Origin of the sequence: Paraburkholderia sp. BR10923, assembly GCF_040948765.1 — a bacterium.
Lineage (GTDB): Bacteria > Pseudomonadota > Gammaproteobacteria > Burkholderiales > Burkholderiaceae > Paraburkholderia > Paraburkholderia youngii.
Genome location: NZ_JBFPKO010000013.1, coordinates 82,836 through 106,473, shown reverse-complemented (window position 1 = coordinate 106,473; position 23,638 = coordinate 82,836). Strand labels below are relative to the sequence as shown.

Sequence of the window (23,638 nt, the reverse complement as noted above, 5' to 3'; positions counted from 1 at the left end):
GGCGCAACACGGCGGCAGGCCGTGCCGCCGCCCCGCACGCGGACGACGCCGCACCCGGGGCGACATCGTGAGTCTGTTTCATTCGCACGCGCATGATCATGCGCACCACGGCCATGGCCACGGCCACCACCACGTGCATCACGGCGCATCGCAGCCGCCCGGCGCGTTCCGCCTGCGCGTCGCCATCGCGCTGCTGTGTGTGCTGGTCGCGCTCGCGGTTGCGAGTTTGGTGCAGGTGCGCGCCGGCGAGGCATCGGTCGTCACGCGCTTCGGGCGGCCCGTGCGGGTGCTGCTCGAACCCGGGCTCGCGTGGCGCCTGCCTGCGCCGATCGATGCGGTGACGCCCGTCGACCTGCGCCTGCACACCACGTCGAGCGGCCTGCAGGACGTCGGTACCCGCGACGGGCTACGCATCATCGTCGAGGCCTACGTCGCGTGGCGCGTGCCAGCCGATGCGCGCGACATCGGGCGCTTCATGCGCGCAGTCGGCAACGAGCCGGACGAAGCGGCGCGGCAGATCCGCTCGCTCGTCGGCTCCGCGCTGCAAACGACGTCCGCCGGATACGATCTGGCGTCGCTCGTGAACACCGATCCGGCCCAGGTGAAGCTCGGTGAATTCGAAGATGCACTGCGCCGGCAGATCGACGCGCAGCTTTATGCGGCTTACGGGGTGCGCGTTGCCCAGGTCGGGCTCGAACGGCTCACGCTGCCGGCCGCCACGCTTGCCGCGACGGTCGACCGGATGAGCGCCGAACGCGAGACCGTCGCCGCGCAGCGTACCGCGGACGGCAATCGCGAGGCCGCTCAGATCCGCTCGGACGCCGAGCGCGACGCGCGCATCGCGCTGGCCGATGCGAACGTGAAAGCGGCCGGCATCGAAGCGCAGTCGCGCAAGGACGCGGCCGACATCTACGGCAAGAGCTATGCGGGCAACCCGCACCTGTACACGATGCTGCGTTCGCTCGACACGCTGAACGCGGTGGTCGGCACCAATACGAACCTGATCCTGCGCACCGACGCCGCGCCGTTCCGCGTGCTCGTGCAGGGCCCGACCGACGGGTCGGGGCAGGCGCCGCCGGCACCCAAAGCGCACAAGGCCGCGCGATGAGCGAGCCGTCCGCACCGCCGCTCGGGCCGGGCGCGCAGGCCGTGCGCCTGTCGTTCTGGTTCATCGCCGCGCTCGCGGTGCTCGCCGCAGGCACATGGGCCGGCTCGAACATCCGGCGGATTCCGGCGGACAGCCGCGCGGTCGTAATGCGTTTCGGCGCGCTCGTGCGCACCCAGGACGCCGGGCTCGTGATCGCGTGGCCGCAGCCGTTCGAATCGGTCCTGCTCGTACCGGGCGCCGCGCGTGTGCTCGAGCAGCGGATCCGCTCGCTCGACCGCGATCCGCGGGCGCTCGCGCCATCCGCGCAGGGTGTCGCCCGATTGCCCGACGCGTTGGCCGGTTCAGGCTACGTGCTGACCGGCGACGGCGGCGCGGTCGCGTTGAGCGCGGTGCTCTATTACCGGGTCAGCGATCCGTACGCGTATGTGCTGCAGCAGGACCGTCTCGATGCGGCGCTCGAGCGGATCGTGTCCGCGTCGGCCGTCGAGGTCGCGGCGACCCGCGATCTCGACGCGATTCTGGTCGCGCGGCCCGAGCAACTGGCCGCCGACCGGCAGATGGCCGCGCGTCGCGAACGGTTGCGCGGCGATCTCGCCGACGCGATCGCGCGGCACCTGCGCGCACTCGACGCGGCGCACGCGGGGCTCGGCGTCGAAGTTGCGCGCGTCGACGTGCAGCCCGCGTTTCCCGGCGCGGCGGCCGACGCGTTCAACGCGGTGCTGACGTCGCTGCAGGTCGCCGAGCGCACCATCGCCGAAGCACGCACCGCCGCCGAACAGCGGCGCCAGGACGCACAGCAGGATGCCGACCGGATCGTGCAGGACGCGCAGGCCCGCGCGGCCGAACGCGTCGCGACCGCGCAGACCGACACGCTTGAAATCCGGCAACTCGCTGCAACGCTCCGCGAGAAGGGCGATCCGGGGCTGCTGGCACGGTTGTATCGCGATCGCGTGCAGCGCGTGCTGTCGAAAGCCGGGCGCGTGACGACGATCGATCCGCACGACACCTCGAACCTGATCCTGCCCGGAAACGCCCGATGAATTCGCTCGCCGAACCGGCCACGCAGCCGGACGCCGCTCCCGCAGGTACGACGGCCTACGCGCTGTCCTCCGACGAGCGCCGCACGATCACGGGGCAGATCGCGCTGGCGCTGCTCGCGGGCGGCCTGCTCGTGCTGTCGTTCGCGTCGCGCATGCTGTGGGGCGGCGGGGAAACGCTCGCGCAACTCCTCGCCGCGCTCGCATCGCTGATCGTCGCGGGGCCGGTGTTCGCGAGTGCGTGGCACAGCCTGCGTGCGCCGAGCCTGCACGGCGTGACCGATCGCCTGATCGCGCTCGCGATGCTGGCCGCATGGGCGATCGGCGACATGACGACGGCCGCGCTGCTGCCGATCGTGATGACGTTCGGCCATGCGCTCGAAGAGCGCAGCGTGCTGGGCTCGCAGGAAGCCATCCGCGCGCTCGGCCGGCTGACGGCCGGCCGTGTGCGCCGCATCGGCGCCGACGGCAGCGTGGTCGAAGTCGCGTACGACGCGTTGCGCGCGGGCGACCGCATCGAAGTGGTGGCCGGCGCCCGCATTCCGGTCGACGGCATCGTGATGGCGGGCACGTCGAGCGTCGACAACGGGCCGATCACCGGCGAATCCGTGCCGCACGACATCGATGCGGGCAGCGCCGTTTATGGCGGCGCACTGAATCTCGACGGCGTGCTCCGCATCGAAGTCACTCACACCGGCAAGGATTCGACGCTCGGCAAGATCATCGCGCTGATGCAGCATGCGGAGCAGGCGAAACCGCCCGTCACACAGGTCCTCGAGCGGCACATGGGCGTGTATCTCGCGCTCGTCCTGCTGATCGCGGCGATCGTCTGGTTCACGTCCGCGAATGCATCGGCGATGCTCGCGGTCATCGTGGCCGCGTGCCCGTGCGCGCTGGTGCTCGCCGCGCCCTCCACGGCCATTGCCGGGATCGCGGTCGGCGCGCGGCACGGCATCCTGTTTCGCAATGCCGCGTTCCTCGACAAGATCGCCGAGGTCGATTCGCTCGTGATCGACAAGACGGGCACGCTCACCCGCGGGGAATTGCAGGTCCGGCAGGTGTGGCTGCAGCCCGGTGTCGACGCCGCGCAGGCGCGTGCGCTGGCCGCGCGGCTCGGCGAAAGCAGCGCGCATCCGGCGAGCCGCGCGCTCGTCCGTGATGCCGCCGCGTCCGGCCTCACGGGCGCCGCTGTTGCGCCGTTCGAACGCACGCGGGAATTGCGCGGGCTCGGCGTCGTCGCCGACACGCCGGCCGGCACGGCGGTACTCGGCCGGCCCACGCTGCTGGCCGACCATGCCGGTGACTTGCCGCCGGCCCCTGATGGTTTCGACGGGCCGCTCGTCGGACTCGTGCTCGGCGGGCGGCTGCTCGCGTGGTTCGGTTTTGCCGACACGCTGCGGCCCGACGCGCGCGAAGCGCTCGCCGAGCTGCGGACGCTGGGCCTCGCGCGGCAAACGCTGCTGACGGGCGACCTCGAGCGCGTCGCCAGCAAAGTCGCGGCCGAGACGGGTATCGAGACGGTGGTCGCGCAGGCGCTGCCGCACGACAAGCTCGACTACGTGATGCGCGAGATCGGCGCGGGCCTGCATCCGCTCGTCGTCGGCGACGGGCTGAACGACGTGCTGGCGATCAAGGCCGGCTCGACGAGCATCGCGATGGGCGAGCGCGGCGTCGACATTGCGATCGCGTCGGCCGACATCGTGCTGCTGGGCGACGATCTGCGGCGGATTCCGACCTGCATCCGCCTCGGCCGGCAATGCCGGCGCACGGCGACGACCAATGCGGCGATCGGCCTCGCGTGGACGCTCGCGGTGATCGCGCTCGCCGCGACCGGCATGCTCGGCGCAGTGTGGGCCGCGATCCTGCACAACGTCGGCACGTTCATCGTGATCGCCAACGCGGGCCGTCTGCTGCGGATCGACGACTCCCCTAGCTCGGCGTTCGCTCCTTAGCTTCTGTCCAGGACCAGCCACGCCATTTAACGGTCGCGCCAGCTACTCAGTCGGGTCTGAATAGTTTGAAGAGCCGCGCGCATGATCGGAGGGACATATCCAGCCCGTCGGGCTCTCGATCGGGTCAGCTGGGCTTGCATGGCGGCGATAACGGACACTTCTCACCGATAGCCTGCCGGTTGTCGCTCGAAAGCCGCTCTTCTAGCGTCAGAGGCTCTGATGTGATGGACGACTCCCGCCACCTAGCGCGCGTTGATGCCAGAGTGGAGAAGTCGTGACGTCCACGGCAAAGGAGCGTTCATCATGAAGAGAGCGACTATCGGACTGGATCTGCGTGTTGCCTCACGGGAAGATGTCACTCCAGCCTAATTGTCGCGCAATCGATTCGCCGCGCTGGACGCAAGGCAAGTGCTGATGATCCTTGACCGACGGGCTGCGGATATCAAACACGCTGCCCGCTTGATCCCAGTCTCACCAGCGCGCGGGCGTGATCTCACAGCCGGTAAAATGAGCGGGCTGTTTCTCCAAAGATCGCCGCCCGGTCTTCCTTGGCGAGACTGGAGGACAGTCGTTCGACGCATGCGTGCCACGACGCGTAATCGCCGTTCAGATTCAGGACCGGCCAGTCGCTCCCCCACATCAGGCGCTGAGCGCCAAATCGCGAGAGCAGAAAAGCGAAATATGGCGAGAACGCATCGTCGGCATAACCCGGAGCTGCCTCCGTCACCATGCCGGAGAGCTTGCACACCACGTTGTTCATCTCGGCGAATTCGCCCATCCAGCGAGCCCACTCAACCCAGTCTTCCCCTACACGTACGCCCGTGGTTGTTCGCACACTTCCCTGACCGTTGGGCAGACGAGGCTTGGCGACGTGATCGATCACAATCCGCAATTCGGCATGTCGAGCTGCAAACCTGGCGAGATATGGTAGATGACGCACGTAAACCAGCGCATCGAACGCCAGGTCGTGCCTGACTATCGCGGCAACAGCCGGATCTAATTCAGGATTTGCAATCCAGTCGTCGTCGGGCAGATCCTGCAGCATGGGTCTGACACCCTTGAACTTCGGCTCACGAGCCAGCCTCTCGATGAGGGTCGGTGCGTCGGGGTCAAGCATTGGAACCCAGCCCACGACACCTCCAACGAGTGGATCGTCCGCGACCAGCTCCAGCAGATACAGCGTCTCATTCATCGTCGGTGCGGCCTGCACGACAATGGTCTTGTCAACGCCCGCCGCCTGCGCAAGTGGCGCAAGGTCCGATGGCAAAAAGTCTCGCCATAGTGGAGCGAGATCAGGGGTGAGCCAGCCATAGTCGCTTCGCGCAGTCGTCCAGAAGTGCTGATGTGCATCAACCTTCATGACCGTCCTTCTCCCAATTAGTGCATCGATTGACTGGAGAGTTAGTGATGACGTTGTATCGCATATGTAATACGCAGATCAAAGTCAGCCGTCAGCTTTGACTGGAGTGCCAGGCATGAATATGTATGCCAGTCAGCGGGCAGCCGTCGGAACATCGATGTTTTCTTCCGTTCCTGCTATATCCGTCTTCTTCACGCGCGACTTTTTGTCGGAACTGTTGCGTGCCGTCACGCTTGCATTCCGGCCGGCTCGCTGGCTTTCCGTCTTGCCGCCCGCCGCCGGACTGCTGCACGATTGACGCACGATCAGTTCCGGCGGAAAGACCATATGCCGAGGGCTTCGCTCGTCCCCCCTGATGCGCTCGAGCAGCATGTTGAGCGCCGCTTCGGCCATCGCGTCAACCGGCTGCCGCACTGTGGTCAGTGCGGGAGAGAAAGCGTTCGCCCATGGAAAATCGTCGATCGCGGTGACTGATACGTCCGCAGGACACGCGAAACGCCTTTCCGCCAATGCCCGCATCGTGCCAATCAGCATCTGGTTATTGGCCACGAAGATGGCTGACGGCGGCTCCGCGAGATCCATTAGCTCAAGCGCTGCGGTATAGGCGTCGTGCTCACCAAACGCGCCCTGTCTTACGTAGTCGGGATTGACCGGCAGATTCGCGGCCGCGATCCCCTGGGCGAAGCCGCGCAAGCGATCACGACCAGGCAGCAGGTTCTGCGGACCGGAGATGATTGCGACGCGCCGATGGCCAAATTCCAGAATGTGCTGTACTGCAAGGCGTGCTGCGGCAACGTTATCGAGAGCAACCGAATCCCACTCGTTGGGGCAGACCACGTGGTCGACCGCTACAACAGGCATGATGCCGATCTCCGAACGAATCTTGTCGTAGGCTTCTTCCGGTGCCGATGCACAGAGGATCGTGCCGACGGCCAGATGGGCGCGGAGCATGCGGAGATACGCATGCTCCTGTTCAAGATCCCGATCGCTGTCGAATAACAGAACAGAGTAGCCGTGGACGTGAGCGCGTTTCTGAATCGAATGCACGAACTCGGTGAAGAATGGGTTCGTGATGTCTGGGACGACCAGGCCCAATAGCTTGGTGGAGCCCTTTTTCAGACTGCTCGCGACTGTGTTCGGCGCGTAACCCAACGCCTTGACAGCGACGCGCACGCGCTCCGTGAGGTCCGGACTCACGTAGGTCGATCCTGACAGGACCGCCGAGACGGTCGCCAAACTTACTTCCGCTAGACGTGCGACATCTTTCATTGTTGCCATGATTTTCCCGCCACGCAGTTGTGCCCCGAGCTTCATATTCGTTCAGTTCCACCATCCCGCATGCTCGCGCTTCGGCTGCCGCAAGATGCCGTCCGGCGTACGAAGCGGCTCAATTTCGAGCAGGAACCGCTGTGCAGGTGACATGCGCTCGTACAGTTCCGGGGTGAGATGGTCGATCTGGACGAGCTGCTGCGGGAGGTCACGCCGAGTATACGTGAGATGCAGTACCCGGCGGTTTGCGTCGTTCTTTTTGAGTGTGCCGCTATGCCAGCCCGACGCGTTCATGATGAAGACGGTGCCAGCCCGACCAGTCAGATAGACCTCACCCGGATACGGAGCGTCCAGATCGGCGGGAATCCGTTTGCGATCTTCTTCGGAAATGGGGCCGGGCTCCCAGTCGCCCTGGTTAACAACAGGCACGTTAATCGGTGCCCATCTGTGCGACCCGGGCACAACCCGGGTCGGGCCGTTTTCCAGCGTCATGTCGTCAAACAGGATGACGGCATTGACCACCCACCAGTCATCTTCGAAGTGCTTCGGCACGTCGGCGTGCAATTGCTGGTGACCGAACCCCTTCACCGGATCGCGGAGATTGGCGCCATGCACCTTGATCTCCCCCAACAGCTTGTGGGCTGCGGCCAGCACCGGCTGCAGTTCCAGGCACTTGTCGAACACTGACGTCTTGTTGAAGATGTTCGACACGCGCCGCGCTCCGGGCTCGACGTGAACTTCATGTCCACCCGTGAGGCGCTCGGCTTCATGGAGCCGCTCAAACTCGCGGGCCATCGAGCGGCACTCGTCCTGGCTCAGCACATCTTCGACGACGAAAAATCCTTTTTCCTCGAGTTCCTTCAGCTGCTCGCTGGCCAACTCGTCGTTGATGCCCAGTTCATGCATCGCCTGTCTCGTGTACATGAGTCCTGTCTCCGTCAATTTCGTTATCTGGCGAAACGTTTAGCGAAACGTTTCGGTGAACGGATTTATAGCAAACGGGGATTGATAGATACATCCGGGTTTCCACTATGCGCTTCCGCGTTCAAGGCCCAAATGATACATATCGATCCGACCTGTTCATGTTTACCCGAGATAGATTGACTTTGCGCAGAACAGGTTTTAGATTCAACGAAACGTTTCGCTAAACGTTTTGCCGCGAAACCGGGACCACTGGTTTTTCAAACCCCAGAAAGAGACAGGAGACAGACATGGACAGCTTGACGAAGCCGCTGTACACAACACGCCCCGTGCGTACATGCCGTCGTGTGATCAGTGCAGTAATGGGCGCGCTTATGCTCTCGGCGCTAGCCGCACCTCCGGCGCATGCGGACAAGGATCACCCCGTTGTGGCCCTGTTGCCCGGGGTGGTCGATCCCTTCTATTTCACGATGTACCGCGGTGCCCAGAAGGCGGCAGCGGAGGACAACACCCAGCTGCTTTTCCAGCTTCCGAAAAGTTGGAACACCACGGAGCAGGTGCCGATCCTCAAGGCATTCATTGCCAAACGTCCCGATGCGATCCTGGTTTCTCCCGTGGACGCACAGCAACTGATCGAGCCGCTGACGGAAGCAAAGAATGCGGGAATCAAGGTCATCACTGTGGACACTTACATCGGCACCGGGCGATATCAGACGGGCAGCGGAAACGCGGACTTCCCGCTTTCGTTCGTAGCGTCTGACAATAAGGAAGGCGGCCGTATTGCAGCGCGAACGCTGGCGAAGGCGCTCGGTGAAAAGGGCATCGTCTTCTGCGAAAGCCTCAAACCGGGTGTCTCGAGCACCGATGCGCGGGTGCAGGGCTTCCAGGAAGAAATGAAAAAGTATCCGAACATCAAGGTGCTGCCGACGTTGTATAGCGAAGACGACGCGAACAAGGCGGTTTCGGATGTATCGGGTGTGATGGCGCGTGAGCCGGGTCTATCCGGCGTATTCGGCACGAATACGTTTTCCGGCAAAGGTGTGGCGCAGGCGATCCACATGTCCGGAAAGAGCGGCAAGGTTAAGCTAATCGTTTTCGACGCCGTACCGGGCATCGATAAGGATATTAAGAGCGGCCTGGTCGACTACGCAATCGCCCAGCGCCCAGCCGACATGGGCTACTACGGCGTCAAGTATGCAGTCGACGCAATCCGGGGCAAGCCGGTCCCGAAGGAGAAAAGCACCGGTTTCGTCGTCATGGACAAGTCGAACATCGACAACGCTGACGTCAAGCAATACATCTACTCCAACTGATTTGTGCCGGCGGCGGCTCGAAACCGCCGTCGGTGATTGGTAAGGGCTATCTGGAGACACTGCAATGCAAAAAGCCACCTCACTTTCCGGTCGGCCACGAGCGACTGGCACATCGCCGGCTCCGAGGACGATCGACTACAAGGCGCTGGTTGGCCGTTTCTGGCCCTGGCTATTTCTGGCGGTGCTCTGCCTCTTCTTTGAAATCTGGTCGCAGGTAATCCAGCAAAGGTCCTTCGTTTTCAATGCCTACAACCTGCAGTCGATAGCACTTGCGGCAAGCGCACCGATGCTTCTCGCGATTGGTCAGACGTTCGTGATCATCACTGCGGGCATCGATCTGTCTGTCGGATTCGTCATGGGCCTTGCAGCGGTGTGCGCTGCCCAGTTCACTTTGCTCGGAGGCTCATCACCGTGGGCGCTCGGCCTCTCTGTGCCGCTGACCATTGCTGTATCAGTCATTCCAGGCGCTATTAACGGCACGCTCGTTGCGCGATATCGTGTTCCAGCATTCATCGGGACGCTCGGGATGTACGGTATTGCCCGCGGTGCCGGTTTTCTCGCTGCAGGCAGTGGCATGACTGTGTCGGTGGACAACGCGGGACTGCAATGGCTGGGCTCCGGGTGGAATCCGGTCATCGTCACGGTGATCCTGCTGGCCGTCATGCACTTCATCCTGTCGCGCACCCGCTTCGGCCAATATACCTATGCGGTCGGTGGCAATGAGCAGTCTGCCGCCCGAGCAGGGATTAACGTACGTCGGCACAAGATCGTGATCTATATGCTCGCGGCAGCGTTCGCTGCAGTCGGCGGCATCGTCTATACGGCTCGATTCTCTGCCGGATCGGCCACGGCTGGCGAACCCATGCTGCTCAACTCCATCGCCGCGGTCGTCATCGGAGGCGCAAGCCTCTTTGGCGGTACCGGCAACCTGATCGGCACGTTGATCGGCGCCCTGATTATCGCTGTGATCGAGTTTGGTCTGGTATTCATTAACGTCGATGCATTCTGGCAGTTCATCGCGGTTGGCGTTGTCATCATCGTGTCGGTGCTGATCGACCAGTACAAGGAACGTCTCGGAGTCTAAAATCATGAACCAACCGCTACTTGAAGTGCGCAACGTATCAATCCGCTTCGGAGGCGTCGAGGCGCTCAAGAAAGTGTCGATGAAGGTCTACCCCGGCGAGGTCGTCGCATTGTGCGGTGACAACGGTGCAGGTAAGTCGACGTTAATCAAGATCATATCGGGCGTTTATCAACCGAGTGAAGGCGAGGTGCTTTTCGACGGTCAACCTCTCGACATGCGCGACCCTCACGACGCTCGCGCGAGAGGCATTGAAACGATCTATCAGGATCTTGCGCTTGCTGACAACCTCGATGTGGGCAGCAACATTTTTCTAGGACGTGAGCCGGTGACCCGTCGCTTCGGCGTCAGCACCATCGACCGCCCGCGCATGGCTCGCGTCGCGCGCGAGGTGCTGGATCAGCTCGACATCGTCATTCCGGAGAAGAAGATCCACGGTCCGGTCAAGATGCTCTCTGGCGGCCAGCGTCAGGCTATCGCAATCGGACGCGCAATTTACTGGAATGCGCGGGTGCTGATCATGGACGAGCCCACGGCTGCTTTGGGTGTGCCAGAGCAGCGAAAGGTGATGGAACTGATTCTTGGGCTGAAGAAAAAAGGCGTCTCGGTCATTCTGATCTCGCACAATCTGCTCGACATTTTCAGTGTGTCGGATCGCATCTTCGTTCTTCGACGTGGCGAGGCCGTGGGAGAAAAGCGGGTAAGCGAAACCGACGGCGAATCGGTAGTCAAGATGATGGTTGGCGACGAATACGCCGCTACGAAGGCCGCAGCCTAAGCACGACCAAAATTCCCACCGGACAGATACCTCTCGCGTATGCAAGCGAAACACGGAGAACACTCAATGCAACGAATGGGAATGGTCATCCACATCAAGCCCGAGAAGATCGACGAATACAAGGCGCTGCACGCGGCTCCGTGGCCTGCGATTGTCGAGCGGCTCCAGCGTTCCAATGTCACCAATTACTCGATATTTCTCAAGGAACCAGAAAATCTTCTTTTCGGATACTGGGAATACGTCGGGACAGACTTCGAGGCGGATATGGCCGCGATTGCGGCCGATCCAGAAACACAAAGGTGGTGGAAATTGACCGACCCATGTCAAGTGCCTCTTGAGTCGCGAAAACAGGGCGAGCATTGGGCAATGATGGATAACGTGTTTCACATTGACTAGGTCGCTCCGGGCCTGCGGAGTCACTCATGCGCGACACAGTTGCGCTGTGCGCTGGTATTTCCCGCTTTCAGTTGAGCTTGCGCGACACCCGGTCAAGGCTGCGCGACGCAAGCCGGGTAGCACATGGCACCTCGACGAGATGTTCATCGCGCTGCGTGGCGCACCGCACCTGCTGTCGCGTGCGGTCGACGAGCATGGCGCAGAACTCGACTCTTGCTACAAAAGCGGCGCGACAAAGCCGCGCCCAAACGTTTCTTCAAGCGTGTGCTGCGCTCGAGGCCGGCACCGCGCAAGATCTATTGGGTTTGCCTATATGGTCTAGAGCAAATTGGACGCGTGGACATGCGTCGACCAACCGGATCGCACTCTCCATTTGAAAGTGTCTGATACAAATGTCGAAAGTCCACCCAAAGCGCACAAGTTCACGCACCCCGGCGATAAACTGCCGGCGCGCACAGAAGTTGCGGTCGCTTTCCGACTGAATCAGACGACGCACGCCGCGCACACATCCAAATTCTGACAGTTCCTCCATGTGCGCTAGTACGCCAGCGCCTTGCTCAACCGGGGCGTGTGCGACAAAGGCAGCAATGCGCGGATCCAGTCGGGCCTGCTCGTTGACCCAGGCGATTTCGTCAAGCGAGTAAGGGGAATCAACGTCGCATTCCACAAAGATCATCGCTCCCACGGTTCCCGCATCGCTTGCAGCATCCAGGTCGTTCGGAAGATAGGCACGATTAAGCGATGGCACGGCTTTGTGCCAAAAGTATGGCAGGACAGCGGGATCCCAAATATGTAGATGGAATCGACAACCGGAAACGATGGCACGAAATTTCCCGGTTTGAAAAGTTGCCTTGAAATTGAATTCGGCGAAGGAGCCGCCCAGAGAAGATTTCGGAGCGACTAGTCAGCATGAGCACGTTATGTGATCACGCTGATCTGCCAAGGCACGAACTCCTGCTGCCCATAGCCGTGTATTTCGCTGCGCGACGCCTTGCCGGACGCGGTTTCCAGCATCATTTGGAACACCTGCGCACCAAGTTCGGTAATCGATGCTCCGCTCAGCACCTCGCCACAATTAAAGTCCATATCGTCGGACTGACGTTCCCAAAGCGCCGTATTGGTCGCAAGCTTGATCGAAGGCGACGGTGCGCAACCATAGGCCGAACCCCGTCCGGTCGTGAAGCAGATCAGGTTGGCGCCGCCGGCCACCTGGCCCGTCGCGGAGACTGGGTCGTAGCCCGGCGTGTCCATGAATACCAGTCCGTGAGCGTCTACGGGCTGCGCGTATTCGTACACGTCGACGAGGTTCGTCGATCCAGCTTTCGCGATGCCGCCCAGCGACTTCTCGAGCACCGTCGTGAGGCCACCCGCCTTGTTGCCGGCCGACGGGTTGTTGTTCATCGCAGCGCCGCTGCGAGCGCAATGCGCCTCCCACCAGCGAATGCGCTCGACGAGCTTTTGCCCGATCTCAACGGTTTCCGCACGTCGAGTCAACAGGTGCTCGGCGCCGTAAATTTCAGGCGTCTCCGACAGAATTGCGGTGCCCCCATGCGCCACCAACATGTCGACGGCAACACCCAGCACCGGATTGGCCGAGATGCCGGAATACCCATCCGAGCCGCCGCATTGCAGACCGACCAGCAGATGACTCGCCGGCACGCTTTCGCGGTGCACAGCATTCGCCCCTGGCAACATTTCGCGAATTAGCTCGATGCCGCGCGCGATGGTTTGCGTCGTGCCACCTGTGTCCTGAATCGTGAAACTGCGCAGCCGGCCATTGTCCTTTAGGCCCTGACTCTTCAGTAGCGTCGAAATCTGGTTGGTCTCGCAGCCAAGCCCGATCACAAGTACACCAGCAAAGTTCGGATGACACGCGTAACCGCCCAGCGTACGTTGCAGGATCTTGAGGCCCTCCCCTTCTGAATCGACGGCACAGCCCGAACTGTGGGTGAGTGCGACAACGCCATCAACATGCGGGAAATCAGCGAGCGCTTCAGGATGAACGTCCCGCCGGAAGTGATCTGCGATCGCGCGGGCGACCGTGGCCGAACAGTTTACGGAGGTTAATACACCGATGTAGTTGCGGGTGGCGACCCGGCCATCGTCGCGCACAATGCCCTGAAAGTACGCGGGCTCGGTCGCGCGGACCGTGGGCCGTGCATCGTGAGCATAGGCATAGTCGCGCGTGAAGTCGCCCATCGTGAGGTTGTGACTGTGAACATGCTGGCCGGGCTTGATCGGCTGGCTTGCGAATCCGATGATCTGTCCGTAGCGTCGCACAGGCTGGCCGGTCTCGATCGGGCGGGTCGCCATCTTGTGCCCGGGCGGGATCAGACCCGATGCGGTCACACCTTCACTCGTAATTGCCGTACCGGATACCAGTTGGTCGATGGCAATCACTACATCGTCGAGCGCGTTGAGCCGAATGACGCGCGGTGACGTATGCGCACCCGCGCGTTCGAGCGTATCGAATGTCGTCGTGTTCATATTAGCCGCGTCCGTTGCGCTTGCTCATAAAGGAGTCAAAAGCCAAAGCAAAAAGCAGCACCAAACCCTTGATGACTAACTGAATGAATGACGAAATGTTTAGGATGCTCATGCCATTGTCGATGGTCGCCAGGAGGATGGCGCCGACAATCGCGCCGGGGATGGTGCCAATACCACCCTTGAGCGCGGTGCCGCCGATTACGGCGCCCGCGATCGCGTCGAGTTCCATATACATGCCAGTGGTCGGTGTCGAGGCGCCGATACGGGCGGTCATCAGAACGCCGGCGATTCCATACAGGCCACCCATTAGCATGAAGCCGACATAGAGCTGGCGTGCCAGTGGAATCCCCGCCAGAACCGCAGCTTCACGATTTGAACCAGTCAAGTATGCATTGCGGCCGAATACGGTACGCGTCATCACCACCCAGAGGACGATACCGATTACGGCGACCCAGATAAGTGCGGTCGGAATCCCACGGAAGCCGGCACACACCCAGATCAGGAGGCCAACGGTCACGGTCAGAGCCCCAAGTTTGCTCGCGAGCCGCAGCGTATTAGTCTCGCCCTCGTGTGACCGGCTGACACGGTGCCTCCGCAGGATGTAAGCCGCCGCCGCGAGATAGGCGATCACAAGCGCCACTATCGAGGCGATCACGGGGACGAAGCCCTCGCTGAGGGCCGAGAACGCCATCGACACCGGAGCAAGGGTGGCCGCATCGGTCGCATAGTAGCCGATGCCGCGGAACGCGAGCAGCCCCGCCAAGGTGACGATAAACGATGGCACCCCTACCGTAACCACCCAAAGCCCCTGCCATAGGCCCATCAATATGCCCACGCCGATGGTTAACATAATGGTCGGCACGACGCCGAGGCCGTGCGTGATCTGCAAGCTTGCCGCGACCACCCCGCACAGGTAGACCGAACTGCCAATCGACAGGTCGATCTCACCCATGATCATCAGGATCGATACGCCAGCCGCCACCAGCGCCACGATTGAGGCCTGTCGCAGAAGCAGCGACAGATTGCGTGGCGTGAGAAAGATATCGCCCGAGGCGACGTTGAAAACAACCGCGAGGAGAACGAACACTACGACCATCGTCAGCGTTCGAGGGTTGATAAGCTGACGCGCGCGGCGCCCAGCGCTGCCCGCTGACACAGCGGCTGCCGGCGGCCGCACAGTGCCCGGCAAAGTCTGATTCTTCATTTAATGGATCTCCCCTGTCGCGGCTGCCATCAACTCGTGACGGCTAGCCTTTCTGTCAAACGATTGCGTAACGCGGCCTTTGTACATGACCAGTACACGGTCGCTTTCATCGAGAATCTCGGTCATGTCGCTCGAAATCATAAGTACCGCGGTCCCTTCGGCAGCGAGCTCGTGTAGCAAACGGTAGATCTCCTGACGCGCTCCGATGTCGACCCCGTAGGTCGGTTCGTCAACGATCAGGATGCGCGGTCGGATCGCAATCCACCGCGCGAGCAGCACCTTCTGCTGATTGCCGCCGCTGAACCATTCGACTTTGGCGTCCAGCCGCGGCGGCCGCAGGTCGAGCTTGCGAATCAGTTCGCGATTGCGATCAACCTCGTCGCGTTCGCGAATGAACGGGCCACTGGAGACAGATCGAATACTCGCCGCGCTGATGTTGTGCAGCACGCTATGCCCCTCAATCAGGCCGGTCTGCTTTCGGTCTTCCGTCAACATGCCGATACCTAGAGAAATCGCTTCAGCGGGCGAACGCGGATGTACCCGTTCACCGTCGATACGAATTTCGCCTTCGCACGTTCCTTGCCATGCGCCGAAGATTGCTTTGGCGAGCTCAGTGCGACCGGCGCCGACTAGCCCGAACAGACCCAACACTTCACCGCGGCGCAGTTCAAGGCTTACGTTGTGCACCCGGCAGCGCTTCGAGCCAAAGCCTTCATGCACCGAAAGGTTCGATACAGTCAGCACGGCTGCGGCGCGTTCATTAAGCACGCGCGGCGTGCTTGGCTCGGGATCGTGGCCGATCATGGCGCGGACCATATCGGAGATCTTGTCCTCAGCAGACGCAAAATGCTCGACCACCCGGCCATTGCGCATCACGACCACTCGGTCGGCGACCTGGGCGATCTCGTCGAGCCGGTGGGTAATGTAGATACAGCCGACATTCTGCGCTTTGATCTGTGCAATCCGCTCGAACAGATGCACAGCTTCGCCCTGTGTGAGCGAAGCTGTCGGTTCGTCCAGAATCAGCACTCGGGTGGCCGCTTTCGACAGCGCCGATGCAATAGTGACGAGCCGCTGAGCCGATGGGCTGAGTTCTCCAACGGAAGCGTTCGGATTGGCCTGCACACCGAAGAACGCCAAGCGCTCCATCGCGAGGGTGAATAGCTTCGCCTCGTCGACAAAACCGCGCCGCGATGGCAGCATCCCCATGAACATGTTTTCGGCGATGCTCAGATTCGGCGCGATATACAGTTCTTGCGGCACCAGCACGATGCCGGCCGCCTCCGCGTCGCGCACTGTGCGAAAACGAGCAGGCCGGCCGTCGAGCAACAGTTCGCCCTGGTAGCTGTCGGTCGGATAGACGCCCGAAATGATCTTCATCAGCGTCGACTTGCCCGCGCCGTTTTCACCGATGACGGCGACGACTTCACCTGGCCGCACGTTGAAATTCACATCGCTGAGTGCAGGAATGCCGCCGAACGATTTGCCCACCTCGCGCAGCTCGAGCACATAGCCGTCGGCACGCGACGCATCGACGGCATTGCCCTCTGCGTGAGGCTGCGAGACATCGAGCGTTGCAGGATCACGCCACATAAGTTTGCTCACTTGCATTGTGATTTACCAGCGCCATACACCTCGTCCGCCGTGACCCATCCCTTAGGCGCGCCCTTTGTGATGAACTTACACAGGTTGGCTTGCGTCACCGCGTAGACATTCACGAGATGAGTCGGTACGGCGCCAGCGCCAAGGTTCACATCGGTCGTGCTAATTGCCGGCTTTTCCTTCCTCGCCAGCGCGACCGCAGCCTTGACTGCCGAAGTGCCGTGGTCGTTGAGGTCGGTCCATACCGACATCGTCTGTACGCCCTGAGCAATCAGTTGCAGCGAGGACGGGTCGGCGTCGAGCCCGGACAAGTAGACCTTGCCGGCCAAGTTGCGCGCCTTCAGCGCCTGCGCCACGCCCAGCGCCATGCCGTCGTTGGAGGTGACGAAGCCATCTATCTTGTCGTTCTGTGCGCTCAACACATTTTCCGCATTCGACAGCGCGAGCTTTGGATCCCATCCGCGAACAAACTGGTCGAATACGACTTTCACGTCCTTGTCCTGCACCAGCACCTTGTCATACTGCTTGCTGATGGTCTGCGCAACATCATTGCCGGGATCGCCCTTCATCAACGCGAAAGTCCCGTGGGGCGACTTTTCCAAGGCGCCCTTTGCCTGCAGTTCTCCGACAAGCGCATTGTTGCGCATCACGAAGTAGTCAAGCTTCGCGGTCGTCACGCCGATGTCGTATCCGACTACCGGCACGCCTGCCTGGTGTGCAGAATTGACGATTCGTCCGGCCGCCTGGCTGTCGACGGGTACGAGAATCAAGGCGTCGGGCTGCTGGCTCAACAGGTTCTCCACCTGCGATGCCTGCAGGACCGGATTGTCGTTGGCCCACTGCACGATTAGCTTGGCGCCAAGCGCCGCGGCCTCTCGCTTCATAGCGGCGATGTCAAAGGCCCAGCGGCGCTGTACCTGTGTTTTCATCGCGACAGCAATCACGGGATTCTTTGCATCGGCATGGGCCAGGCTGCTCGATAGCGTCGCTGCCATCAGCATGGCCGCGGAGAGGAACTTCAGCAGAGGGGTGGTGTGACGCACGATTGTCTCCTTACAGCATCGGTTTTATCTACTCGAACCACACGCGTACAGCCTTGCCAAGTTGTTTCAATGATTCCTTGGTCTCTGCCGTGCGCACGCAAATTGGCACAGAATCGAAAACTTCGTAGGACTGCAACCAACTCAGGCCATGGGCTCGCTCATGGCTTGAAAAACACATTTTCGAGGCGAGCCCACCATTCGCCCTGCCGGCGGGTTTCGAGCGGGACCTGCATCGGCTCGCAGATCTGCCACCAATCCAGCATGCGTGGCTCATGAGCAAGCTTTGCCTGGTCCGCAGCGAAGTCCGTGCCGTGGTATTCCCAGTAGGCGAACAACAAGTTCTCGGGCTCCTTCAGAAAAATCGAATAGTTGCGGATATTTGCAGCCGAAATAATCTCAATGACCTCCGGCCAGGTCTCGCGATGAAGCCGTTTGTACTCCGGCAGCGCTTCGGGCTTGATACCGAGTACGAAAGCCATCCTTTCCATCTTGTTTGTCCTCACAGCGCTTGTTGCACGAGCGTTTTTGTCAGTAACGGCCAGTCGTTTCTGCTTGAGCGGCCTTCCAGAGCCGCGCGTCTTTCGGTAAAGCAAGCGGATCGTCTACCTTCGGCTCTGCACCCTCGATATCGAGCAGGAAGCGTTCGGCCGGAGCAGCACGCTTGTAGAGCGCGAGCGTCAGATGTTCGCGCTCGTTGAGCTGTTGCGGGATATCGCGGCGGCCGATTGCCATATGCAGTACGCGGCGCGTTATTCCAGTCCTGTTTGCGGTGCCGCCGTGCCAGATTCGCCCGTTGATTACAGCGATCGAGCCAGCTTTCCCCGTGATGTGAACTTCGCGCGGGTGGGTTGCCACAGGATCCGCAGGCATGATGGCCTTTTCTTCGGGCGTGACTTCCATGCGCTCTGCGTTGACCAGATTAATGTCTGGCACGTTGATCGGCACGAGCTTGTGCGAACCCGGTACAACACGCGTCGGGCCGTTATCCTCGGTCATGTCGTCGAGCATGACCATAGTGTTGATCATGCGCCAGTCGGTGTCGTGGGCGCGCCAAACGTCGCTATGCAGAGGCTGTTGACCTTCACCTTTTGCAGGGTTGCGGGCGTTGAGCGAATACACACGAATTTCGCCCATTAGACGGTGCGCAATCGCAAGGGTGGGACCGCAACGAAGGCAGCGGTCAAACGCTTCTGACTTGTTGAACAGGTTGGACAGGCGCATTGCGCCCGGCTCGATGTGGACTTCATGACCGCCGTAAGCGCCTTCTATTTTCTGAAGCCGGTCAACTTCGGCCCTCATCTCGTCGATCTCTGCCGGGGAGAAAACATTCGGGAAAATGCAATAGCCATCCCTATCGAAGGCGTCGATCTGTTCTTGCGTGAGGATCGATTCGAAAATGCCCAATTGCGCCAGTGCTTCAGCGGTGTTCATCTGCGTCTCCCGGAGAAAGTTAATGATTTATCGCGATGCCTATCGTGTTGCTAACAATGGTGTCCTGATTACCCGCGTCGCGGCCGGTTATCTTCCCGTTCCGCGCTTGTCTAGACCTGCATGTTCTCGACGACGGGCGCATCGGTGCGTAGTAAACCTTCGGTGCGCAGATCGCTCCACAGTTGCGCGGGAATCGGCGTTTGCATGGATTCGACGTTGCCTTGTAACTCGGCGGACGTTATCGCCCCGGGAATCACACTGACGACAGCCGGGTGCATCAGCGGAAATTGCAAGGCGGCATCCCTCAGCGCTACTTGATGGGCGCGGCATACTGCTTCAATTGCCGCCACCCGCTTGAGTATGTCGGGCGAGGCCGGTCCATAGTTAAAGTAGGCCCCAGGCTTCGGCCCCGTCGCGAGAATGCCCGAGTTGAACGGGCCGCCGATGATTACACCCATATCCTTCTTCATACACAGCGGCAGGAAGGAATCGAGCGATTCTTGCTCGAGCAGTGTGTAGCGTCCCGCCAGCAGGAATAAGTCGACGTCGGTATTGCGCGCAACTGTTTCGCTGACCTGCCATTCATTTACACCGATGCCGATCGCTGCAACCACGCCCTGGCTGCGCAAATCGCTGAGTGCTCGCACACCGCCGTCAAGAAATTCACGCGTGCGTTGTGCGCTTGCTTCCGCACTTCCATGCGTGAAGATATCGATGTCATGACACAACACAATGTCGATCCGGTCGGCTCCCAGACGCTCGAACGAAGCCTCGAGACTGCGCATCACGCCGTCGTATGAATAGTCGTAGATGACTTCGCGAGACGGTACCTCAAAGAACTTCCCGATGCCGTCGCGCTGCTCGGGTGCGCAGCGTTTCAACAGCCGCCCTACCTTGGTAGATAAGAGATAGTCGTCACGCTGTTGTTCACGAAGGAACGATCCCACGCGTGTCTCCGCCAATCCATATCCATACAGCGGCGCCGTATCGTAGTAACGCACTCCATGCTGCCAAGCTGCTTCGAGCGTCAGCCGCGCCTGCTCGTTATTCAAGGCGCGGTAAAGATTCCCTAGGGGCGCGCTACCGAAGCCTAGAGAAGTGAATTGCAACGACCGGCCGGAACGGCTCTCAAAGCGGCGCCGACTGGGCAGACGAGTCATAGCGTGTGACACGGCTGAATCCTTTCTAATGAGTGCGATGGTGGAGTAAAAAGGTGTACAGTTGTCGGTACGTACATTGAATACGTTGTACATAGGTGCAATGTATACGACGTACATTGTGTGACCATCCGTGCATACCCTGGAGCTTTAAGTCACCCGAGCGGAACCTTGAGAACACGTAACATAGGGGGCCGAAATGCTCGCACGGCAGAGCTTTCAGCACGCTTCGTTTTTGACAATATAATTTCGTTGCACACGACTCACCGCGGACCAAACCAACTATGAGTTCCAAGCCTGCCCTCTCCAGCCTCGGCTCGAATCCTGACGAGCACGCTCCGATGCAGCAGCGCGTCTATGCGCATATCAAAGCGATGATCCAGGACGGACGCATCCGCCCTGGGGAGCGCCTGCTCGAGGTTCACGTCGCTCGCGCATTCGCGGTAAGTCGTTCACCAGCGCGACGGGCGCTCGAAGCCCTCTGCATCGACAAGGCCGTGCGTGCCGCACCCGGCAGAGGGTATATCGTGGTCGGTCGGCATGCCGACGACAGTCGGGGCGATCTCGCTAACATCGCCGAAATGATTGTCGAGCCGATGCCACGATGGAAGCAGGTCTATGCAGAGATGGAACGACAGGTCTGCATCGGCGTCGTCTATCATTCTTTGCGAATTACTGAAGAACGCGTGGCCGAGCATTTCGACGTAAGCCGCACTGTCGCTCGCGACGCGCTAGGGCGATTGCATAGTCTTGGGATGGTGACCAAAGACCGGCAGGGCCGGTGGGAAGCTGAACGCATCACAGCCGATCGGCTACACGCCCTATATGAATTGCGCTGGCTCCTGGAGCCGCAGGCGCTGATGCAGTCGGCGCGCGCTATTCCCCGAGAACGCGTGCGCGAGGCACACGATAGGTTGCGAGCGGCGCTCGATGATATGCCGCAGCTGGGCAGCGACACGCACATCAGCCTTGAGAAGGACCTGCACATTGAATTACTGTCGGCCTGCCCGAACCAAGAATTGTTGCGCGTGCTCGATCGGACCCATTCTCTGCTCGTTTCGAACCCGCATCGTCTTAAATGTTGCGTTGGTGAACCGCAGGCCCACCTTGAAAGTAGCCTACGCGAGCACCTCGACGTGCTCGGCCTGTGGCTCGACGGTAGGCTTGAGGCTGCTGCAGCAGCATTGTTCCAGCATTTACAGGAGTCCTGTGCGTTTTGGATCGACAGTTGGGGCCATGTTGAAGCGCTCCCCACCCCACCGCTTCCTTCATACCTGACGCCTACGGACTGAGGCAGGAGCCATCTAGCGCAATCGTCTTCGCCACGACTTTTCTGCACGACTTTCTCCCCACGGTTGACCAATTTCTGCCTTAGGCGCACCCATACTGCTGCCCGTCTGTTCGGACAAGATCGAGACGCTGCTGCCGCCTCCACTGCAACCATCCGCGGACACCGCAGGCGCCGTTCGTAGGGCGGCCGGCCATACGTGTTCGCAGTTCGCGTCATCGGTCAAAGGCAGCGAGCCGCTCCGCCTTCCACGCGCCTCGCGCGCCGAAACGTTTAGCGAAACGTTTCGTCAAAATTTAGATAAGGCACTTGCGGATGTCAATGGCGGGTAAACGTGGACTTTCGGTCAAGGGCGTGCCCAAAGTGGCGTCGAGAAACAAGATTGTGGCCGGTGTAACCCCTGATTGTGATATGGCGGCCAGGTTGCTATAAATTCCTAACAAAACGTTTCGCTAAACGTTTCGTTGTGGGCCGTGGTAATGCTAGCCAAGGTTACCAATGATTGTTTGCCTGGCAGGCTGCGCCATCTGGCGCCCCTGCCATTCGCAACGAGATCGCAATATGGTTGCGATTGTCTGCAGCGGAACGCGCTATGGCTGCGGTTCAATTGATGACTAGCACCCACTGAGGCAGCCGGGCGCAACTAGTCGCATTTCGCCTATGTCAACAATGAAGGAGAATCAGTGATGGTCAGTCATTTGCGTTGGGGCGTGATGGGCACTGCCGATATCGCGCGCACTCAGGTGATCCCTGCTATTCAAACGTCCGTCAACGGGTCCGTTGTGGCACTCGCGAGCCGCGACCCTGCAAAAGCCCGCGACTACACACAGGCCTTGGGCATACCGCGAGTAGTGGAGAGCTACGACGCGTTGCTGGCCGATGTCGGCGTTGATGCGATCTATATCCCGCTTCCCAACAGCATGCATGCCGAATGGGCAATGCGCGCGGCCGAGGCAGGGAAAGCGGTTCTGTGTGAGAAACCGCTCGCGACGACCGCGAAGATGGCAGAAATGGTTTCCGACGCCTTCTCGCGTCACGGCGTGGCACTGATGGAAGGCTTCATGTATCGGTTTCATCCGCAACACCGGCGCGTGCACGAGCTTATTGCGCAAGGTGCGATAGGCCAGGTCCGCGAGGTTCGCGCACATCTGTCCGTAAATCTGATGAATCCGCCCGACCCCGCCAACGTTCGATTGCAGCCTGCGCTTGGAGGCGGCGCCCTGCTGGATATGGGGTGCTATGCGGTCAACATCGCGCGGATGATATTTGCATGCGAGCCCACGCATGCGAGCGCGATCTGGATCGTCGACCCGCATTTCGACGTGGACATTGCAACGACGGGCATTCTCGAATTCCCGAATGGTTGCTCTGCTTCGGTCAGTTGCTCGTTCATGGCAGGTGGTCAGGGAACTTACACCGTGATCGGCACCGAGGGTTCGATCGAAGTGCCGCGTGCAATTCTCCCTGGAATGGGTACCCGCGTCCCTCAGGCCCTGGTCGTTCTGGTCGACGCGGACGGAAATCGACGGGAAGAGGTATTTCCTCCAGTCAATCAGTACTGCCTGATGATTGAGGCGTTTGCATCTGCGGTATTGACTAAGCGGACAATGCCATTCACGACGGATGACGCGGTCGCCAACGCCAGAGTGCTTGATGCGCTGGCGTCGGCTGCACGAACGCATCAACGCGTCAATGTATCGTGATGGCGTGCAACCGTCCCGCGAAGTGAAGCACCAGCGCAGCTTGTCAACGCGGGATATCAGCACAGGTCGGGTGGCCTTTTCCGTTTCGGATTGTGTGTGTATGCCCTTCATGATCTGCTTTGAGATACCTCACTCTCATTGATATATGGAACCAGTCCAGAACAGGTGTAGGAGAAAACGGCAATCGACAGGCGATTGAGTGGAGGCATTCGGGTTTTGTCGCGTTAATGAAGACGAGTCAAAGAAATGTCGATATGGTGAGGATTACTTATACGATCAAGGCGTAGAACTGCTGGGCGGGAGTCTGCGCGATGCCGTCGTCTTTCATCTGGCCTTTCACGATCATGTGCATGAACTCGATGCCGCCGAGAATGAGCCGGGCGAAAAATCGACCGCCATAAGCCCATTCCGTCACGTCGACGACGCGCGCGTGTTGAATCAACTCGCGCACTGGGTACCCGAACCGGATTTGCGACAGCGCATCCTGGTCACCAATCCAACTACGCTT

At 60.6% G+C, this 23,638-nt stretch carries 20 protein-coding genes and 3 pseudogenes; 10 read left to right on the top strand and 13 right to left on the bottom strand.

What is annotated here, in order from left to right; all coding sequences use genetic code 11:
• The first annotated feature begins 67 nt into the window (after nucleotides 1–67).
• The 3 genes from hflC to AB3X94_RS23580 are packed head-to-tail and all read left to right on the top strand — an operon-like array spanning nucleotide 68 to nucleotide 4,097.
• Nucleotides 68–1,108, top strand: a complete 1,041-nt coding sequence (gene hflC / locus AB3X94_RS23590; RefSeq protein ID WP_368612878.1) for a protease modulator HflC — start codon at nucleotides 68–70, stop codon at nucleotides 1,106–1,108.
• Entirely contained in the window at nucleotides 1,105–2,148 is a 1,044-nt protein-coding gene (gene hflK, locus AB3X94_RS23585) for a protease modulator HflK (protein WP_368612877.1), read from the top strand. The genes hflC and hflK overlap by 4 nt, the downstream gene beginning before the upstream one ends.
• Entirely contained in the window at nucleotides 2,145–4,097 is a 1,953-nt protein-coding gene (locus AB3X94_RS23580) for a heavy metal translocating P-type ATPase (RefSeq protein WP_368612876.1), read from the top strand. Before hflK ends, AB3X94_RS23580 begins: the two co-directional genes overlap by 4 nt.
• A 493-nt stretch (nucleotides 4,098–4,590) precedes the next feature.
• Here AB3X94_RS23580 and AB3X94_RS23575 read toward each other — a convergent pair whose 3' ends face one another.
• The 3 genes from AB3X94_RS23575 to AB3X94_RS23565 all read right to left on the bottom strand — a co-directional run bounded on the left by AB3X94_RS23575 (nucleotide 4,591) and on the right by AB3X94_RS23565 (nucleotide 7,650).
• Nucleotides 4,591–5,457, bottom strand: coding sequence for an amidohydrolase (locus AB3X94_RS23575; protein ID WP_368612875.1), 867 nt, complete (start codon nucleotides 5,455–5,457; stop codon nucleotides 4,591–4,593).
• Between the two features lie 132 nt (nucleotides 5,458–5,589).
• Complete coding sequence (locus AB3X94_RS23570; RefSeq protein WP_368612874.1) at nucleotides 5,590–6,771, bottom strand: LacI family DNA-binding transcriptional regulator; 1,182 nt, start codon at nucleotides 6,769–6,771, stop codon at nucleotides 5,590–5,592.
• Between the two features lie 6 nt (nucleotides 6,772–6,777).
• Entirely contained in the window at nucleotides 6,778–7,650 is an 873-nt protein-coding gene (locus AB3X94_RS23565) for a phytanoyl-CoA dioxygenase family protein (protein ID WP_368612873.1), read from the bottom strand.
• 287 nt (nucleotides 7,651–7,937) lie between these two features.
• On the opposite strand from AB3X94_RS23565, the gene AB3X94_RS23560 reads away from it, so the two are divergent.
• From AB3X94_RS23560 to AB3X94_RS23540, 5 genes and pseudogenes are all read left to right on the top strand, one after another.
• Nucleotides 7,938–8,960, top strand: a complete 1,023-nt coding sequence (locus AB3X94_RS23560) for an ABC transporter substrate-binding protein (protein ID WP_176110811.1) — start codon at nucleotides 7,938–7,940, stop codon at nucleotides 8,958–8,960.
• Between the two features lie 64 nt (nucleotides 8,961–9,024).
• Nucleotides 9,025–10,044, top strand: coding sequence for a ribose ABC transporter (locus AB3X94_RS23555; protein ID WP_176122185.1), 1,020 nt, complete (start codon nucleotides 9,025–9,027; stop codon nucleotides 10,042–10,044).
• Nucleotides 10,045–10,048: 4 nt separating this feature from the next.
• Nucleotides 10,049–10,819, top strand: coding sequence for an ATP-binding cassette domain-containing protein (locus AB3X94_RS23550; protein ID WP_368612872.1), 771 nt, complete (start codon nucleotides 10,049–10,051; stop codon nucleotides 10,817–10,819).
• 66 nt (nucleotides 10,820–10,885) lie between these two features.
• Nucleotides 10,886–11,215 carry an L-rhamnose mutarotase gene (locus AB3X94_RS23545; protein ID WP_176110808.1) on the top strand — a complete coding sequence of 110 codons (330 nt, stop codon included), beginning with the start codon at nucleotides 10,886–10,888 and terminating at the stop codon, nucleotides 11,213–11,215.
• A pseudogene (locus AB3X94_RS23540) lies at nucleotides 11,208–11,512 on the top strand (DDE-type integrase/transposase/recombinase); the annotation flags it as partial. The gene AB3X94_RS23545 and the pseudogene AB3X94_RS23540, both read left to right, overlap by 8 nt.
• Here AB3X94_RS23540 and AB3X94_RS23535 read toward each other — a convergent pair.
• The 8 genes from AB3X94_RS23535 to AB3X94_RS23500 all read right to left on the bottom strand — a co-directional run bounded on the left by AB3X94_RS23535 (nucleotide 11,472) and on the right by AB3X94_RS23500 (nucleotide 20,142).
• Complete coding sequence (locus AB3X94_RS23535; RefSeq protein ID WP_368612926.1) at nucleotides 11,472–12,005, bottom strand: amidohydrolase; 534 nt, start codon at nucleotides 12,003–12,005, stop codon at nucleotides 11,472–11,474. The pseudogene AB3X94_RS23540 and the gene AB3X94_RS23535 overlap by 41 nt on opposite strands.
• A gap of 128 nt (nucleotides 12,006–12,133) precedes the next feature.
• Nucleotides 12,134–13,702 carry a UxaA family hydrolase gene (locus tag AB3X94_RS23530; protein WP_368612871.1) on the bottom strand — a complete coding sequence of 523 codons (1,569 nt, stop codon included), beginning with the start codon at nucleotides 13,700–13,702 and terminating at the stop codon, nucleotides 12,134–12,136.
• A gap of 1 nt (nucleotide 13,703) precedes the next feature.
• Nucleotides 13,704–14,906, bottom strand: coding sequence for a sugar ABC transporter permease (locus AB3X94_RS23525; RefSeq protein ID WP_176110805.1), 1,203 nt, complete (start codon nucleotides 14,904–14,906; stop codon nucleotides 13,704–13,706).
• A complete protein-coding gene (locus tag AB3X94_RS23520; RefSeq protein WP_368612870.1) occupies nucleotides 14,907–16,517 on the bottom strand; it encodes a sugar ABC transporter ATP-binding protein in 1,611 nt (536 codons plus the stop codon).
• Entirely contained in the window at nucleotides 16,508–17,551 is a 1,044-nt protein-coding gene (locus AB3X94_RS23515; protein WP_368612869.1) for a substrate-binding domain-containing protein, read from the bottom strand. Before AB3X94_RS23515 ends, AB3X94_RS23520 begins: the two co-directional genes overlap by 10 nt.
• 158 nt (nucleotides 17,552–17,709) lie before the next feature.
• Nucleotides 17,710–18,039 carry an L-rhamnose mutarotase gene (locus tag AB3X94_RS23510; protein ID WP_368612868.1) on the bottom strand — a complete coding sequence of 110 codons (330 nt, stop codon included), beginning with the start codon at nucleotides 18,037–18,039 and terminating at the stop codon, nucleotides 17,710–17,712.
• A gap of 40 nt (nucleotides 18,040–18,079) precedes the next feature.
• Complete coding sequence (locus tag AB3X94_RS23505; RefSeq protein ID WP_368612867.1) at nucleotides 18,080–18,982, bottom strand: phytanoyl-CoA dioxygenase family protein; 903 nt, start codon at nucleotides 18,980–18,982, stop codon at nucleotides 18,080–18,082.
• Nucleotides 18,983–19,092: 110 nt separating this feature from the next.
• Nucleotides 19,093–20,142: an aldo/keto reductase gene (locus AB3X94_RS23500; protein ID WP_368612866.1), complete on the bottom strand. Its 1,050-nt coding sequence runs from the start codon at nucleotides 20,140–20,142 to the stop codon at nucleotides 19,093–19,095.
• 281 nt (nucleotides 20,143–20,423) lie between these two features.
• On the opposite strand from AB3X94_RS23500, the gene AB3X94_RS23495 reads away from it, so the two are divergent.
• Both AB3X94_RS23495 and AB3X94_RS23490 read left to right on the top strand, forming a co-directional pair.
• Nucleotides 20,424–21,431, top strand: coding sequence for a GntR family transcriptional regulator (locus tag AB3X94_RS23495; protein ID WP_176110800.1), 1,008 nt, complete (start codon nucleotides 20,424–20,426; stop codon nucleotides 21,429–21,431).
• Between the two features lie 682 nt (nucleotides 21,432–22,113).
• A complete protein-coding gene (locus AB3X94_RS23490; RefSeq protein ID WP_368612925.1) occupies nucleotides 22,114–23,130 on the top strand; it encodes a Gfo/Idh/MocA family protein in 1,017 nt (338 codons plus the stop codon).
• A 24-nt stretch (nucleotides 23,131–23,154) separates the two neighbouring features.
• Here AB3X94_RS23490 and AB3X94_RS23485 read toward each other — a convergent pair.
• Together AB3X94_RS23485 and AB3X94_RS23480 are read right to left on the bottom strand one after the other, a co-directional pair.
• Nucleotides 23,155–23,335: pseudogene (locus AB3X94_RS23485) on the bottom strand (ISKra4 family transposase); the annotation flags it as partial.
• Nucleotides 23,336–23,398: 63 nt separating this feature from the next.
• A pseudogene (locus tag AB3X94_RS23480) lies at nucleotides 23,399–23,512 on the bottom strand (IS6 family transposase); the annotation flags it as partial.
• Nucleotides 23,513–23,638: the final 126 nt, after the last annotated feature.